Genomic DNA, 15999 nt, shown 5'->3' with positions numbered 1-15999 from the left:
GGACCCAGGACGACCTCGACGCGGTCGCCCGCGAACTCAACGGACGACCACGCCAAACTCTCGACTGGCAGAATCCAGCCGAGGTACTCCACAAACACCTGGTTGCAACAGCCGCTTGAAACCGCCCGACCAGGACACCCCGACTTCCAGGAACCGGAGTCGATCAGCGCGCGCCGCGACCGCGACGGACCCCGACCCGGTGCCGGCGGGACGTCAGTTGGCAGCGGCGGGCGGCAGCACCTCGTCGGCGCGGTACGTGCCCAACGGCATGACCACCGGCTCGGGGCCGGTCGCGTCGACGAACGGCGTGGGCGAGTCGGCGACCGCGAACTGGGTCCGGTACAGCTCGGCGTAGAGCCCGCCGACGGCCACCAACTCGTCGTGCCTGCCCCGCTCGACGATCCGCCCACCGTCCAGGACCAGGATCTGGTCGGCGTCGCGCACGGTGGAGAGCCGGTGTGCGATCACCAGGGCGGTCCGCCCGGTCAGCGCCACCGCCAATGCCCGTTGCACCGCCGCCTCGCTCTCCGAATCCAGGTGGGCGGTCGCCTCGTCGAGGATCACGATCGACGGCGCCTTGAGCAGCAGCCGGGCGATCGCGATGCGCTGCTTCTCGCCGCCGGAGAACCGGTAGCCGCGTTCCCCGACGGTGGTGTCCAGCCCGTCGGGCAGCGCCCGGACCAGGTCGGCCACCTGGGCGCCGGCCAGCGCGGCCCAGATCTCGTCGTCGGTGGCGTCGGGCTTGGCGTAGCGCAGGTTCTCGGCGATCGTCTCGTGGAACAGGTGCGAATCCTGGGTGACCACACCGATCTCGTCGCGCAGGGACGCCAGCGTCGCGTCGCGTACGTCCACCCCGCCGACCAGCACCTGCCCGTCGCTGACGTCGTAGATCCGGGAGATGAGCATCGACAGCGTCGACTTGCCGGCACCGGAGGGGCCGACCAGCGCGACCATCTGCCCCGGCTCCACGCTGAACGAGACACCCTTGAGCACCGGCTCGTCGACGGTGCGGTCGAGCGTGGCGACCTCTTCCAGCGAGGCGAGGGAGACCTCGGCGGCGCTCGGGTAGCGGAATCGCACGTCGCGGAAGTCGACCCGGCCGGCGCCCCGGGGCACCGGCACCGCGTCGGGCTTCTCCACGATGCCCGGCTTGAGGTCCAGCACCTCGAAGACGCGGTCGAACGAGACCAGCGCACTCATCACGTCCACCCGGACGTTGGAGAGCGCGGTGAGCGGACCGTACAGGCGGGTGAGCAGCAACGCGAGCGTCACCACGGTGCCCGCGCTGACGCCGCCGGTCACCGCGAGCCAGCCGCCGAGGCCGTAGGTGAGCGCCTGCGCCAACGAGGCCACCAGCAGCATCGCCACGAAGAACGTGCGGGAGTACATCGCGGACTGGATGCCGATGTCGCGGACCCGCTCGGCCCGGTCGCCGAACCGGCGGGCCTCGATCTCCGGCTGGCCGAAGAGCTTCACCAGCAGCGCGCCGGCCACCCCGAACCGCTCGGTCATGGTCGCGTTCATCTTGGCGTCGAGGTTGTACGCCTCCCGGGTGATGTCGGCCAGCCGCCGACCGACGCGGCGGGCCGGGATGATGAAGATCGGCAGCAGCACCAGCGAGAGCGCGGTGATCTGCCAGGAGAGGGTGAACATCACCGCCGCGGTGAGCACGAGTTGGATGACGTTGCTGACCACACCGGACAGGGTGGAGGTGAACGCCCGCTGGGCGCCGAGCACGTCGTTGTTGAGCCTGCTGACCAGAGCGCCGGTCTGGGTACGGGTGAAGAACTGCAACGGCATCCGCTGCACGTGGTCGTAGACCCGGGTGCGCAGGTTGAAGATGATGCCCTCGCCGATCCGGGCGGAATACCACCGTTGGGCCAGCGAGAGCAGCGCGTCGGCGACCGCCAGCCCGGCGATGAACAGGGCCAGTCGGACCACCTGGCGGCCCGCTTCGGTGCCGCCCCGGTTGATCGCGTTGATCACGTCGCCGGCGAGCACCGGGGTGGCCACACCGATGATGGCGGCCAGCACCACGGTGGCCAGGAAGACGACGATGTCACGCCGGTAGGGCCGGGCGAAGGCGACGATGCGCCGGGCCACCCCACGCTTGAGCCGGTGGGCGGAGACCTCGTCGCGGTCGCGCATCGACCGGAGCATGCTCCACCCGGCCATGCCACCGCCGGACATCGGGTTGGACATCGCTCACCTCCGGGTCGTCGGGCAGACCGCGTCGTCAGGTCAATTCTCCCGACGAGTGTGACAACCTCGGCAGTAACCCGGATCTTCCCGTGCGGTCCTTACCTAGTCTCCCCTGCCGGCGAGGTCACGAAGCCGACGGGTCTGCGCCTCCCGCTCGGCGCGCTGCTGGTCGGCGTGCGATCGCCCGGCCGCGCCGGCGAGCAACGCCTTGATCTCCACCACCGCGTCCCGGGCCCCGGCGAGCAGGCCAGCGGTCAGATCCTGGACCGCGCCGTCCAGGTCGGCTGGCGGCACGACGAGGGTGGCCAACCCGACCCGGTCCGCCTCGGCGGCGTCCAACCGGCGGCCGGTCGCGCAGATCTCCAGCGCGCGGGCGTAGCCGACCAGTTCGACGAGGCGTTTCGTGCCGGCCAGGTCGGGCACCAGGCCCAGCGTCACCTCGGCCATCGACAGTTTCGCGTCGGCGGCGAGAACACGCAGGTCACAGGCGAGGGCAAGCTGGAAGCCGGCACCGATCGCGTGACCCTGCACGGCCGCGACGGAGATGACGTCCGGTCGGTGCAGCCAGGTGAAGCCGGCCTGGAACTCCGCGATGCGCTCGGCACACTCCTGCTCGGGCAGCGCGGCCAGCTCCGCGAACGACCCCGCGCCGGAGGCACCGGCCACCGCGAGGTCGAGGCCGGCGGAGAACGCACGTCCCTCGCCCCGGACCACCACCACCCGCACGTCGCCGGGCAGGTCGCGGGAGAAGTCGCTCATCGCCCGCCACATGGCAGGCGTCTGGGCATTGAGCACGTCGGGCCGGCACAACGTCACCGTGGCGACCGGCCCGTCGCAGGTCAGCCGAACCCCGGTCGCCTCGGCGGTCACCGGACGGCCCGGGGCGCGGCGCTGGTGAACGACGCTGAGGGGCGGGTCACGCCTTCTTGCGGCGCCGGGCACCACCGCGCTGACGCAGCTGAACCCCGGACTCGGTGAGCACTCGGTGGATGAACCCGTAGGAACGGCCGGTCGAGGCCGCCAACGCGCGGATACTCTCCCCCGAGGTGTACCGCTTTACCAGGTCCTTGGCGAGCGTCTGACGCTCGGCTCCGACGATCCGGCGACCCTTCTCAGTGCTGGTGGCTGTGCCAGTGGCTGCCATGCTGTGTCCTCACGTCCCAGACTGTGCGGTTCGGATACGGTCCCACCTATTAGACCGCCTCGAACGATCATGCGCCAGATATCAACTCTTCGCCAACCGACACGCTATGCAATGTCAGCTTCCCGATAGAGTGATCCTGGCAATCGGCCCCGCCCGGCCTCCGGGCGTACCCCCGAAGGCGATGGCTGCTGCCGACGAACCGTAACCTGCCGTCGTGATCGACCTGTTCAGCACGGCGGCCGGAGCCGCGGTGGTCTTCGCCGCGACCGACGTCGACGACATCGTCATCCTGACCCTGTTATTCGTCGCGGCCCGCACCACCGGCCGGCCCCGCCCGTGGCAGATTGTCGCCGGCCAATACGTCGGTATCGGCGCGCTCGCGCTGGCGAGCGCGGTCGTCGCGGCCGGGCTGCTCGTGGTGCCCGACCCGTGGACGGGGCTTCTCGGCCTCCTGCCGATCGCGCTGGGCGTACGCGCGCTGCGGCGCTCCGACGAGGACGTCGCCCCCGCGGTCGTCACCGGAACGCTCGGCGTGGCGGGGGTGACGATCGCGAACGGCGCCGACAACGTGGCCGTCTACGTACCCGTCTTCCGTGCCCTCGGCCCAGCCGACAGCGCGGTGTTCCTCCTGGTCTTCGTGCTGCTCATCGCGCTGTGGTGTGCCGCCGGCGCCTGGCTGGGCGGGCACCCCCGGGTGGTCCGGCTGGTCGAACGCGCCGGCCACTGGCTGGTGCCGACGATCTTCATCGGCATCGGCGTGGTGATCCTGGTCAGCTCCGGCATCCTCGGCCGGCTGGTCGACCTGCTCGGCTGAGGGCGGCGTCGAGCGTCGACCACCGGGACACGATCAGGCCAGCTCGACCAGTTCGAGCAGGTCGTCGCTCCAGGCGTCCTCGTCGCCGTCGGGCAGCAGGATCGCGCGGTCCGGCTTGAGCGCGAGCACCGCGCCCGGGTCGTGGGTGACCAGGACGATCGCGCCGGGGTAGTTGGCGATCGCGTCGAGCACCTGCTCCCGGCTGACCGGGTCGAGGTTGTTCGTCGGCTCGTCGAGCAGCAGCACGTTGGCGCCGGAGCAGACCAGAGTGGACAGGGCCAGCCGGGTCTTCTCGCCACCGGAGAGCACCCCGGCCGGCTTGTTCACGTCGTCACCGGAGAAGAGGAACGCACCGAGGATCTTGCGCAGGTCGGTGTCGGACTGCTCGACGGCGGCGGCGCGCATGTTCTCCAGCACCGTCCGCTCCACGTCCAGCGTCTCGTGCTCCTGGGCGTAGTAGCCCAGCCGCAGGCCGTGCCCCGCGTGCACCTCGCCGGTGTCCGGGGTGAGCAGCCCACCGAGCATCCGCAGCAGCGTCGTCTTGCCGGCGCCGTTGAGCCCCAGGATGGCCACCCGGGAACCCCGGTCGACCGCGACGTTGACGTCGGTGAAGATCTCCAGCGAGCCGTACGACTTGGACAGGCCGGTCGCGGTGAGCGGGGTCTTGCCGCACGGCGCGGGGCTGGGGAAACGCACCTTGGCCACCCGGTCGGCGACCCGCACCTCCTCCAGGCCGGAGATCAGCTTCTCGGCACGACGGGCCATGTTCTGCGCGGCCACGGTCTTGGTGGCCTTGGCCCGCATCTTGTCGGCCTGCGCCATCAACGCGCCGGCCTTCTTCTCCGCGTTGGCCCGCTCCCGACGGCGGCGCCGTTCGTCGGTCTCGCGCGCCTCCAGGTACGCCTTCCAGCCCAGGTTGTACACGTCGATCACCGACCGGGTGGCGTCGAGGAACCAGACCTTGTTGACCACCGACTCCAGCAGCGCGCCGTCGTGGGAGATCACGATCAGGCCGCCCTTGTGGTTGGCGAGGAAGCCGCGCAGCCAGGTGATCGAGTCGGCGTCGAGGTGGTTGGTCGGCTCGTCGAGCAGCAGGATGCCGCCGCCGTTCTCACCGGCGTCGCGGAACAGGATCCGGGCCAGCTCGATGCGCCGCCGCTGACCACCGGAGAGGGTGCCGATGGTCTGCGCGAGCGCCCGGTCCGGTAGGCCGAGGTTGGCGCAGATCCGGGCGGCCTCGGCCTCGGCGGCGTAGCCACCCAGGGCGGCGAACTGGTCCTCCAGCGCGCCGTAGCGACGGACCAGCTTCTCGTCGGCGTCCTCGGCGAGGCGCGCCTCGATCTCCTGCATCTGCGACATGAGGACGTCCAGGCCGCGCGCCGACAGCACCCGATCGCGGCCGGTCACCTCCAGGTCGCCCGTGCGCGGGTCCTGTGGGAGGTAGCCGATGGCGCTGCGCTGGTCGATCTGGCCGCCGTACGGCTGCCCCTCGCCGGCGAGCACCTTCAACGTGGTGGTCTTGCCGGCGCCGTTGCGACCGACCAGGCCGATCCGGTCACCAGGCTGCACGCGCAGCGTGGTGTCGGACAGCAGGATGCGGGAACCGGCACGCAGTTCCAGGCCGGTGGCAGTGATCATGTTTTCGGGCTCGCTCTCGGGGTCTGGAAGGCTGACTCGGGGCACGCGAAACGGCCGGCGGGCTCAAGAGGCCCGACGGCGCGGGGCGGTTCAGCCTTCGCAGCGCAGCACCCGGCAAGTGTACCGGGCGCTCGCGGGCGACCCGCTCGGATTACCAATCAAGATCATCGGGTACCGGAACGCCTGTCCGGACCCCGTCCGGCACTCGATGGACGAAACGACACACAAACGACACTCTCACCGGCATACGGCGATCGGGGTCACCATGGAACTCAACGAGCGGGCCGAGCTCGACACCTCCCAGGCCAACGACCTGGGCCGGGGTGGCGGCGGGTCGGGCGGCGGCATCGGCATCCCCATCCCCGGCGGCGGCGGCCGGGGCGGCATCATCGGCATCGTGGTGGCCGTCCTCGTCGCCCTGCTCGGCGGCGGGTTCGGTCTCAACGCCATGACCAACGGCGACGAGGGCGGGCAGGCCGGAGGCACCGACCTGGAGCAGGCGTGCTCCACCGCGAACCCCGACCGTCTCGACGACGCGCGCTGCCGCAACGTGCTCTACGTCAACAGCATCCAGGCGTACTGGCAGAAGGCCTACCCCGAGTTGGGCAACGGGAAGTACGAGCCGACCGACACCAACTTCTTCCAGGCTGCCGTGAACACCGGTTGCGGGCAGGCCGACTCGGGTGTCGGCCCGTTCTACTGCCCCGCCGACAAGCAGGTGTACATCGACCTGAGCTTCTACGACGAGCTGGCCTCCCGCTTCGGGGCGAAGGGCAAGTTCGCCCAGCCCTACGTGCTCGCCCACGAGTACGGACACCACGTCCAGAACCTGCTCGGCACCAACGCGAAGGCCGGTCAGGGCGACCAGAGCGGCCCCCGCTCCGCGTCCGTCCGGCTGGAGTTGCAGGCCGACTGCTACGCCGGCGCCTGGGCCAAGCACGCCACCGAGAGCAAGGACAAGACCGGCCAGGAGCCGCTGTTCACGTCGATCACCCAGACCGACATCAGCGAGGCCGTGCAGGCCGCCGAGGCGATCGGTGACGACAGCATCCAGGAACGCTCCGGCGGGCGAGTCAACCCGGACCAGTTCACCCACGGCACGTCCGAGCAGCGCAAGCGCTGGTTCACCCAGGGCTACGACGGTGGCGACCCGAAGACCTGCGACACGTTCGGCACCGACCAGCTCTGACCTCCTCGCACGATCGTGGCAGGCCCCTCGGCGGGCCTGCCACGATCGTTTCGGGCCATGACACCGCAGCATCAGAGGGCGTTCACGACGGCTACCTACGTTCACCGGGTCCCTGCAACCCGCTGTGAAGAGGTAACGATGAAGACGACCACCAGGTGGACCCTGGCCGTCGGTGTGGCCCTGACCGCCGTCCTCGGTGGTGGTGCCGCCACCGCCCAGGCCACCGGCCCGGCAACCGGGCACTCCGGCGTGGGCCACCCCCGCGACACCGCGCTCGCCACCGCATTCGGCGCCGTGGACCGCAACACCTCCTGGCAGCAGACCGGCAAGCTGAAGCTGAACTTTCCCACGTTCCACACCGAGGGCATCGCCGTCGCCGGCGACCGGATCTTCCTCTCCTCGGTCGAGATCATCGAACCGACGGTCAAATACCCCACCCCGCAGAACGGGTACGACCGCAGCCCCGGCAAGGGCGTGGGCCACCTGTTCGTCATGGACCGCCAGGGCAACCTGCAACGGGACATCGTCCTCGGCGAGGGGGACATGTACCACCCGGGCGGCATCGACTTCGACGGGACGAACATCTGGGTGCCGGTCGCGCAGTACCGCCCCAACAGCAGCACGATCGTCTACCGCGTCGACGCCTCCAGCCTGCGGGTGCACAAGCAGTTCGAGGTCACCGACCACTTCGGCGGCGTGGTCCTCGACAAGACCACCGGCCGACTCGTCGGCAACACCTGGGGATCGCGACGCTTCGCGGAGTGGAACCTCCAGGGCAGGCAGCTGCGGACCTGGGACAACGAGAACTTCTTCGTCGACTACCAGGACTGCCAGTACGTGCCGAACGGCAAGATGATCTGCGGTGGTGTCACCAACCTGCCGCAGACCCCTGCCGCCGGCGGCAGCAAGGCCACCTACGAGCTCGGCGGACTCGCCCTGATCGACCTGCACAGCCACGACGTGCTCCGTGAGGTGCCCTTCCAGCAGTGGTCCACCGCCGGACACGTGGCCACCCGCAACCCGGTCAAGCTCGCCGCCGACGGCAACCGGCTCACCATGTGGGCCGCGCCGGACAACGGCGAGGAGGGCAACGGCACCGAGATCCTGACCTTCCAGGCGACGGTCGCCCCGTAGCCACCGCACCGCCGTCGGCCGTCCTCCACCCCGGACCGGGAGGGGATGGCCGACGGCGGACCCGGGTCAGGCGAGCCGCGAGACCTGGTAGTGGCCGATGAGCCAGTCGTCGTCGACCCGCCGCAGGAGCACGCCGAGGTTGACGGTCAGGGCCGGCCGGTCGGTGAAGCCGAACTCCACCTCCAGGTAGCCGAGGACCACGTCGTCGGCGAGACGGCGGATCTCCCGGATGTCGTACGCGGCGGTCAGGCCGAGCGGCTGGGCGGCGTAGTACGCGGCGACACCGGCCGGACCGACGGTGTACGGGTGCAACCCCTGGAAGATCGCGTCGTCGGTGAAGCACGCCGCGACCCGATCGGGCTCGTGGGCGTCGACCGCCGATTTCCACCGGTCGAGGACGGTACGCAGAATCTGGGCCTCGGACATGATGGTCTCCTCCACGCGCCCATCCTCCGGCCGCCAGCCGGGCGGCACGCCGGGAACCCCGTTCTGCGTGGCGGTCGTCTCCCCTCCGACGCCGCCGGCGAACGCCGAGGTCAGTCGGGGTCGCGCAGCCGGATCCGTACCGCACGGGCCGCGCCCACCGCCGCGACCAGCACCGCATGCCGGGGCTCCGGCACGTCGAGCAACCGCTCCGCCCGCAACGGCACGAGCGGGGCCAACCGCCGGTCGGCCAGCACCCCGTCCACCGCCCGCCGGTCACCACCGCAGACCAGCGCGGCGAGCGTCGCCGCCTCCGGCAACAGCAGCCGTACGGCCAGGTCCGCCGCATCGCCCAACGCCGCCTTCGCCTGGTTGTCACGCCGGCGGGCGAACCGGTGCTGCGACCATCCCCCCGCAGCGGTGCGCCCCTGCACGTACCGGGTGTCCACCTTGGAGACCACGAGGTCGGTGCCCTCGGCCACCCCGAGCGCCACCGCGCCCTTGCGGGCCAGCAGCAGGCCGATCCGGCGGGGCTTGACGGCGGCGGCCACGAATCCGGCCACATCCGTGCCGGCCGGCGCACCCGGTGGGGCGTACAGCTCGGCGGTTGCCCCGTCCGGGGCGGCGAGCAGCAGCCCGTACTCCCGTGTGCTGGTGGTGGGCGGGCCGTGCCGGTCGGCGAAGCCCTCGACCCAGCGGCCGACGCGGGCCGGGTCGACCTCGACCCACCGGCCTCCGCCGGCTGCGGGTCGACTGGTCACCGCCCGACCGTACGGCACAGCGAGCCCGCCCGGACCCCCGGGCGGGCACACGATCCCGGCGCGGCCCGGCGGCCCGGCACGGCCCGGCAGCCCGGCACGGCCCGGCAGCCCGGCACGGCCCGGCAGCCCGGCACGGCCCGGCAGCCCGGCACGGCCGGTGCGGTCGGGTGTTGACCGTCAGCCCGGCAGTAGCGCGGCCACCGCCAGCGCGGCGATGAGCGCGCTGGAGACCAGACCGGTGGCCAGCCGGCCACGCGGCCCGGTCAGTGCCCGGCCGACCACCGTGCCACCACCGGCGATGACCAGTTGCCAACTCGCCGACGCCAGGAACACCCCGGCCACGAAGAGCGCCATGGGGACCGCGCCCGACTCGGCCGTGTCCCGGCGGCCGAGCACCAGCGCGGTGAAGTAGAGCACCGTCATCGGGTTCAGCAGGGTCAACCCGAGCAGCGCCGCGTAGGCCCGCCCCGGAGTGCTCATGCCCCGACCGGGAGATGCCGTCGGTGATCGCCGCGAGCGGTGCGCGGACCAGGTCCGCCAGAGGCCGTGCCCAGCAAGCCCCAACAGGACCACGGCGGCGACCACCCGCAGTGGCCCGGCGACCGGCGCGATCACGTCGGCCAGGCCGGCGCCGCCGAGCACGGCCACGGCGGCGTAGAGCCCGTCGGCCGTCGCCACGGCGAGCGCCGCGGCCGCACCAACCCGGAACGAGGTACGGGCGCTGAGCCCCAGAATCAGGATCGCGATCGCGCCGACGGGAATGGCGACGCCGTAGCCGGCGACCAGGCCGGCGAGGAACGCCCCGGTCACGGACGTCGGTGGCGGGTCGAGGTTCGTCCTCGGAGCGGCCGCTGTCGACGCGCGGCAGTCGCCGCACGGACAGGGACCTGCATCGGGTACGCCTCAATCACACGCGCATCCTCCGCGCCGAACCCGCACCCCCGCCACCGAATTTTCCCGCGCCCCGCCGCCCCGCCGCCCCGCGCCGCCCCGCGCCGCCCCGCGCCGCCCCGCGCCGCGCCGCGCCGCGCCCAAGATCCGCGCAACATCGGGGAAAGTGCTGCCTCCGACACGCCGGAGACACCAACATCCCTGATGTTGCGCGGATCTTGGGCCGTGCGCCTGGCGCAGGCGACCGCGGACGCGGACGCTGACGCTGCGAAGATCGTGGGGTTGACAGGACTTGTCGGGTCGGTCAGCGCTTCCCGGCGGGCCACTGGGGGTCGCGGCCGAGGTAGGCGAGCAGGGCGCTGACGTCGTCGGCCTCCGGACCGGTGGTGATCGCCGGGGCGTATGCGCCGTAGTTCCGCAACGGCTCGACGATCTGCCGGGCGACCTCCAGCAGGGGGCGGGCCAGGTCGGCGTGGAGCGGGGACGGCTGACCGGTGGCCGCCGCGATGTCCCAGGCGTGCACCGCCGCGTCGAGGGCGCAGGCGATGGCGCCGACCTTGGCCGGCAGCTTGCCCTGGGGCAGCGGCGTTGGCACCTGCGGGTCGTCCTCGGCGACACCCGCCCAGGCCCCGGCGGACGCGTCGAGGGCGGCGCGCAGGTCGACCAGCTTGTCACCGTCGATCCGGCCGGAGGGTGCGAACGGGTCCTCCGTCGGCCCGGGGCCCCCGACGATTGCCGACACGAAGGCGAGTTGGTCGCCGGTCGCGTGTTGCAGCACCTGGGTCACGCTCCACCGCTCGCACGGGGTGGGCAGGTCCCAGGCGTCGGCCGGGACCCCCTCGACGACCGTCCGGAGCGCGGTGTGCGCCTCGTCGAGCACGATCCGCCACTGTGCCGTTGCCATCTCGCTCATCGTCCTGACCCCTCCGTCGCTGCCGCCAAACGAGCGACTCCGCTCGCCTACGGATCGGAATGTTCCGCTCTGTTTGCTGAGACCAGGCTATCAGACCGGAACGATCCGTTCCACTATTGGAGCGCACTGATTCAGAACGCATCGAGCGCGGCACCCGGAACGGGTACCGCGCTCGACGACTGTGTAACGGAGTCGGGTCAGACGTTGAAGCCGAGGGAACGCAACTGGTCCCGGCCCTCATCGGTGATCTTGTCCGGACCCCACGGCGGCAGCCACACCCAGTTGATCCGGATGTCGTTGACCAGACCGCCACCGGGGCCGGTGGTCAGTGCCTGCCGGGCCTGGTCCTCGATCACGTCGGTCAACGGACAGGCCGCCGAGGTGAGCGTCATGTCCAGGGTGGCGACGTTCTCGTCGTCGACGTGCACGCCGTACACCAGGCCCAGGTCGACCACGTTGATGCCCAACTCCGGGTCGACGACGTCCTTCATCGCCTCCTCGATGTCGGCGATCATGGCCTTGCTGACGCCGCCCGCCGGGGTGCCGGCGTCGCCGGCCTCCGGCGTCGCGACACCGTCGGTCGTCACGGCGTCGGTCTGCGGCGCCGCAGTGGCGTCACCGGCCTCCGGCGTCGCTGCGGTTGCCGTGTTCTCGCTGCTCATGCCATCACTCCGCTTCGCTCCGTGCCGCCATCGGGCAGCACTGCGCTGCACCAATTGTTCGCTCGCCGACGCTCGCTCATGCCGTCACCTCCGGGCTGACGCCCACGCCGGCACGTGCCGCGGCGTCCTTGAACGCCATCCACGGCAACAGCGCGCACTTGACCCGGGCGGGGTAACGGGCCACACCCGCGAAAGCAACCCCGTCACCGAGCACATCCTCGTCCGGCGTGACCTGGCCACGTCCGGACATCAACTCCACGAACGCCTCGTGCACCTCGAACGCTTCCCCGGCGCCCCGACCGCGCAGCAACTCGTGCAGCACGCTCGCCGAGGCCTGGCTGATCGAGCAGCCCATGCCGTCGTACGAGACGTCGTGCAGGACCGTGCCGTCGGTGGCCACCCGGACGGTGACCTCGTCACCGCAGGTCGGGTTGACGTGGTGCGCCTCCGCGACCCGGTCGCCCGCGTCTTCGGCGTCGCGCAGACCACGCCCGTGTGGGCGCTTGTAGTGATCCAGGATGATCTCCTGGTAGAGCTGGTCGAGTTGCATCAGTCGAACACCTTCCGCACCTGCTCCAGACCGGCCACCAGAGCGTCGATCTCCTCGGTGGTGGTGTAGAGGTAGAACGAGGCCCGGGTCATGGCCGGGACGCCGAACCGGCTGCACACCGGCTTGGCACAGTGGTGGCCCACCCGCACCTGCACACCGAGCGAGTCGAGCACCTGACCCACGTCGTGCGGGTGTACGTCACCGAGCGCGAACGAGATGGTGCCGCCCCGACCCACCGGCACGGTCGGGCCGAAGATCCGTAGGTCCGGCACCGAGCCGAAGGCGTCCAGCGCGTACGCTGTCAGCTCCTTCTCGTGCCACTGGATGGCCCGCATCCCGACGGCGGTCAGGTAGTCCACCGCCGCGCCCAGCGCGACCGCCTCGGCGATCGGCGGAGTGCCGGCCTCGAACCGGGCCGGCGGGGCCGCGAACGTCGAGCGACCCATGGTGACCGTCTCGATCATCGAGCCGCCGCCGAAGACGGGTGGCATGGCCGCGAGCAGCTCGGCCCGGCCCCAGAGCACGCCGATGCCGGTCGGGCCGCACATCTTGTGGCCGGTGAACACGATGTAGTCGGCGTCCAGGTCGACCACGTCGATGGGCAGGTGGGGCGCCGACTGCGAGCAGTCCAGCATCAGCAGCGCACCCACCTCGCGGACCCGAGCGGTGATGCGGGAGGTCGCGTTGACCGTGCCCAGGATGTTCGACACGTGCACCAACGAGACGATCTTCGTCCGTTCGGTGACCAGGTCCTCCAGGCCCGACTCGTCCAGCCGGCCCTGGTCGGTGACGGGGAACCAGCGCAGAGTCGCGCCGGTCCGCTCGCAGAGCAGCTGCCACGGGACGATGTTCGAGTGGTGCTCCATCTCGGAGATCACCACCTCGTCGCCGGGGCCGAGCCGGAACCGGGGGTCGGCGTCCGGGCGCAGCGAGGCGTTGGAGAAGGCGTACGCCACGATGTTGATCGCCTCGGTGGAGTTCTTGGTGAACACCACCTCGTCGGTGCTCGGCGCGTTGATGAACGCGGCGACCTTCGCCCGCGCCCCCTCGAACGCCTCGGTGGCCTCGGTGCCCAGGGTGTGCACCGACCGCGAGACGTTCGCGTTGTGCCGCGCGTAGTGCTCGTCGAGCACGTCGAGCACCTGGCGCGGTTTGTGGGAGGTGTTGGCGCTGTCGAGGTAGACCAGCGGGTGCCCGTTGATTTCCCGGTCCAGGATCGGGAAGTCGGCGCGCACCCGGGCCACGTCGAAACGCGGCACGTCGTCGTACTGCGGCATCCCCGAAGGGATCGCGATGCTGGTCATCTCGGCAGCGCCTCTCCCACTCAGGCCTTGGCCGTGCCGGCCCCGGCGGCGTACCGCTCGTAGCCCTCGGCCTCGAGCTTGTCGGCCAGCTCCGGGCCGCCCTGCTCGACGATCCGGCCGGCCACGAAGACGTGCACGAAGTCCGGCTTGATGTAGCGCAGGATCCGCGTGTAGTGGGTGATCAGCAGCACGCCGGTGTCGCCGGTGTCGCGGACCCGGTTGACGCCCTCGCTGACCACGCGCAGCGCGTCCACGTCGAGGCCCGAGTCGGTCTCGTCGAGGATCGCGATCTTCGGCTTGAGCAGCTCCAGCTGGACGATCTCGTGCCGCTTCTTCTCACCACCGGAGAAGCCCTCGTTGACGTTGCGCTGGGCGAACGCCGGGTCCATCTGCAGGCGCTCCATCGCGCCGCGCAGCTCGCCGCCCCAGGTGCGCAGCTTCGGCGCCTCGCCGTCGATGGCGGTCTTCGCGGTCCGCAGGAAGTTCGCCACCGAGACGCCGGGCACCTCGACCGGGTACTGCATGGCCAGGAAGAGGCCGGCGCGGGCACGCTCGTCGACGGTCATGGCGAGCACGTCCTCGCCGTCGAGGGTCACCGTGCCGCCGGTGATCTCGTACTTGGGGTGACCGGCGATCGAGTACGCCAGGGTGGACTTGCCGGAGCCGTTCGGCCCCATGATCGCGTGGGTCTCACCGGAGCGGACGGTCAGGTCGACGCCGGCCAGGATCGGCTTGAGCTCACCCTCGGGCAGCTTGACCGACACCTTCAGGTCGCGGATCTCCAGGGTGCTCATTATCGGGTCACTCCATTACTCGGCGTCAGGCTGAGGTAGATGTCGCCGTCGCGGACTTCGACGGGGTAGACGGGGACGGGTTCGGTGGCGGGCAGCCCGGTCGGCGCGCCGGTGCGCAGGTCGAAGCGCGAGCCGTGCAGCCAGCACTCCAGCGTGCAACCGTCGACCTCTCCCTCGGAGAGGGCGACCGCGGCATGCGAGCACTCGTCGTACGCCGCGTAGAAGTTGCCGTCCTCGCCGTGCACCAGGGCGATCGGAGTGCCGTCGACGTCCGCGCTGATCGCGGTGCCCTTCGGCACGTCCTCGGTGGAGCAGATCCGGATCATCAGGCGCCGGCCTTGGTCAGCCGGGCCTCGATCGCGTCGCCGAGACGCTCGCGCAGCGACTCCACCGGGATCTTGTTGATCAGCTCCGCGAAGAAGCCACGGACCACCAGACGACGGGCTTCGCCCTCCGGGATCCCCCGGGCCATCAGGTAGAACAACTGCTCGTCGTCGAAGCGGCCGGTCGCGCTGGCGTGGCCGGCGCCGGCGATCTCGCCGGTCTCGATCTCGAGATTGGGTACGGAGTCCGCCCGCGCGCCGTCGGTGAGCAGCAGGTTCCGGTTGATCTCGTACGTGTCGGTGCCGGTCGCCTCGGCCTGGATCAGCACGTCGCCCACCCAGACGGTGTGCGCGTCCTCGCCCTGCAGGGCGCCCCGGTAGCCGACGTAGCTGCGGCAGTCCGGCACGTTGTGGTCGACCAGTTGCCGGTGCTCCAGGTGCTGACCGGAGTCGGCGAAGTAGACGCCGTACAGCTCGGCCTCGCCACCCCTACCCGTGTATTCCACGCTGGTGAACTGCCGGACCAGGTCACCACCGAGGGAGACCTGGATGTGGACGACCTTGGCGTCCCGACCCAGCTTGATCTTCAGGTGCTGGGCCTGGACCGCGTCGTCGGCCCAGTCGGCGATCGTGACCAGGGTCAGCTTCGCGCCGTCGGCGACCAGTACCTCGACGTTGTCGGCCAGGGTGGCCGACCCGACGTGCTCCACCACCAGGGTCGTCTCGGCGAAGCGGCCGACCTCGACGAAGGTGTGCCCGAACGCCGGCTGCTCGGCGCCCGTACCGACCACCCGCAGGCGCACCGGCTCGCCGAGCACCACGTCGGGGGCCACCCGCACCAGCAGGGTGTCGGCGGCGGCACCGTAGGCCAGCGCGCTGACCCGGTCCACCGGGGTCAGCACGCTCCCGACCCGCGCGTCGTCGCGGCCGACGCGGGTGATGGCCACGCCCTCGGGCAGGTCGCCGTACTCGTGCCGGACCGCGCCGGTCACGGCCGGCGCCTCGTCCGACGACTCCAGCTCGGCGCGGCTGGCGCCGCGCAGCGACCTGGAGCCGTCGCCGGTCAGGCCGCGGAGGCGCTTGAGCGGGGTGAAACGCCACTCCTCCTCCAGGCCGGTGAGGGCCGGGAAGTCGGCGACGTCGTACGAGCGCAGCGCCTGCGACTTGGTGCTGGGCGGCGGCGCGGAAGCCTGGGTAGTCATCTCTTCCTTGGTCTGTCTGTTCCGTGACGACGAGGTGGGGTCCTGGTGTGGCGGG

The 15999-nt window shown here is 71.1% G+C and carries 17 protein-coding genes and 1 pseudogene; 4 read left to right on the top strand and 14 right to left on the bottom strand.

Translation table 11 applies throughout. The features are described 5' to 3' along the window. Positions 1–119: pseudogene (locus ABGB10_RS28110) on the top strand (IS30 family transposase); the annotation flags it as partial. A 94-nt stretch (positions 120–213) separates the two neighbouring features. Here ABGB10_RS28110 and ABGB10_RS28105 read toward each other — a convergent pair. The 3 genes from ABGB10_RS28105 to ABGB10_RS28095 form a co-directional block, all read right to left on the bottom strand. Then, positions 214–2190, bottom strand: coding sequence for an ABC transporter ATP-binding protein (locus ABGB10_RS28105; protein ID WP_347664012.1), 1977 nt, complete (start codon positions 2188–2190; stop codon positions 214–216). Positions 2191–2304: 114 nt separating this feature from the next. Next, on the bottom strand, positions 2305–3072 hold the full coding sequence (locus tag ABGB10_RS28100; protein WP_347664006.1) for an enoyl-CoA hydratase/isomerase family protein: 768 nt from the start codon (positions 3070–3072) through the stop codon (positions 2305–2307). Between the two features lie 46 nt (positions 3073–3118). Then, complete coding sequence (locus ABGB10_RS28095; RefSeq protein WP_007462679.1) at positions 3119–3346, bottom strand: helix-turn-helix domain-containing protein; 228 nt, start codon at positions 3344–3346, stop codon at positions 3119–3121. A gap of 214 nt (positions 3347–3560) precedes the next feature. Between ABGB10_RS28095 and ABGB10_RS28090 the strand changes: the two genes are divergently transcribed. Next, a complete protein-coding gene (locus ABGB10_RS28090) occupies positions 3561–4160 on the top strand; it encodes a cadmium resistance transporter (RefSeq protein WP_347664005.1) in 600 nt (199 codons plus the stop codon). 33 nt (positions 4161–4193) lie between these two features. Here the strand turns inward: ABGB10_RS28090 and ABGB10_RS28085 are convergent, their stop codons facing one another. Then, complete coding sequence (locus ABGB10_RS28085) at positions 4194–5798, bottom strand: ABC-F family ATP-binding cassette domain-containing protein (RefSeq protein WP_347664004.1); 1605 nt, start codon at positions 5796–5798, stop codon at positions 4194–4196. A gap of 265 nt (positions 5799–6063) precedes the next feature. Between ABGB10_RS28085 and ABGB10_RS28080 the strand changes: the two genes are divergently transcribed. Both ABGB10_RS28080 and ABGB10_RS28075 read left to right on the top strand, forming a co-directional pair. Then, positions 6064–6987 carry a neutral zinc metallopeptidase gene (locus tag ABGB10_RS28080; protein ID WP_347664003.1) on the top strand — a complete coding sequence of 308 codons (924 nt, stop codon included), beginning with the start codon at positions 6064–6066 and terminating at the stop codon, positions 6985–6987. 138 nt (positions 6988–7125) lie between these two features. Further along, on the top strand, positions 7126–8121 hold the full coding sequence (locus ABGB10_RS28075) for a DUF6454 family protein (RefSeq protein ID WP_347664002.1): 996 nt from the start codon (positions 7126–7128) through the stop codon (positions 8119–8121). Between the two features lie 66 nt (positions 8122–8187). Here ABGB10_RS28075 and ABGB10_RS28070 read toward each other — a convergent pair whose 3' ends face one another. The 10 genes from ABGB10_RS28070 to sufD all read right to left on the bottom strand — a co-directional run bounded on the left by ABGB10_RS28070 (position 8188) and on the right by sufD (position 15944). Next, the gene (locus tag ABGB10_RS28070) at positions 8188–8562 is read right to left on the bottom strand and encodes a nuclear transport factor 2 family protein (RefSeq protein ID WP_347664001.1); all 375 of its coding nucleotides are present in this window, start codon (positions 8560–8562) and stop codon (positions 8188–8190) included. Positions 8563–8657: 95 nt separating this feature from the next. Beyond that, positions 8658–9305 (bottom strand): acVLRF1 family peptidyl-tRNA hydrolase, encoded by a 648-nt coding sequence (locus tag ABGB10_RS28065; protein WP_347664000.1) that lies wholly within the window; start codon positions 9303–9305, stop codon positions 8658–8660. Between the two features lie 177 nt (positions 9306–9482). Beyond that, a complete protein-coding gene (locus ABGB10_RS28060) occupies positions 9483–10115 on the bottom strand; it encodes a LysE family transporter (protein ID WP_347663999.1) in 633 nt (210 codons plus the stop codon). Between the two features lie 385 nt (positions 10116–10500). After that, a complete protein-coding gene (locus ABGB10_RS28055; protein ID WP_347663998.1) occupies positions 10501–11109 on the bottom strand; it encodes a TIGR03086 family metal-binding protein in 609 nt (202 codons plus the stop codon). 197 nt (positions 11110–11306) lie between these two features. Further along, positions 11307–11771 carry a metal-sulfur cluster assembly factor gene (locus ABGB10_RS28050; RefSeq protein ID WP_347663997.1) on the bottom strand — a complete coding sequence of 155 codons (465 nt, stop codon included), beginning with the start codon at positions 11769–11771 and terminating at the stop codon, positions 11307–11309. Between the two features lie 76 nt (positions 11772–11847). Further along, positions 11848–12321, bottom strand: coding sequence for a Fe-S cluster assembly sulfur transfer protein SufU (gene sufU / locus ABGB10_RS28045; protein ID WP_347663996.1), 474 nt, complete (start codon positions 12319–12321; stop codon positions 11848–11850). Next, positions 12321–13625 carry a cysteine desulfurase gene (locus ABGB10_RS28040; protein WP_347663995.1) on the bottom strand — a complete coding sequence of 435 codons (1305 nt, stop codon included), beginning with the start codon at positions 13623–13625 and terminating at the stop codon, positions 12321–12323. The genes sufU and ABGB10_RS28040 overlap by 1 nt, the downstream gene beginning before the upstream one ends. Positions 13626–13645: 20 nt before the next feature. After that, on the bottom strand, positions 13646–14419 hold the full coding sequence (gene sufC / locus ABGB10_RS28035; protein WP_278140651.1) for a Fe-S cluster assembly ATPase SufC: 774 nt from the start codon (positions 14417–14419) through the stop codon (positions 13646–13648). After that, on the bottom strand, positions 14419–14745 hold the full coding sequence (locus ABGB10_RS28030) for a non-heme iron oxygenase ferredoxin subunit (RefSeq protein WP_347663994.1): 327 nt from the start codon (positions 14743–14745) through the stop codon (positions 14419–14421). Before ABGB10_RS28030 ends, sufC begins: the two co-directional genes overlap by 1 nt. Then, positions 14745–15944 carry a Fe-S cluster assembly protein SufD gene (gene sufD, locus ABGB10_RS28025; RefSeq protein ID WP_347663993.1) on the bottom strand — a complete coding sequence of 400 codons (1200 nt, stop codon included), beginning with the start codon at positions 15942–15944 and terminating at the stop codon, positions 14745–14747. Before sufD ends, ABGB10_RS28030 begins: the two co-directional genes overlap by 1 nt. Between the last annotated feature and the right edge of the window lie 55 nt (positions 15945–15999).

The sequence above is a fragment of the Micromonospora sp. B9E7 genome (assembly GCF_039871815.1).
Taxonomy (GTDB): Bacteria; Actinomycetota; Actinomycetes; order Mycobacteriales; family Micromonosporaceae; genus Micromonospora.
The sequence above is the reverse complement of the archived record's forward strand: the minus strand, read 5'-3'. Positions and strand labels throughout refer to the sequence as shown.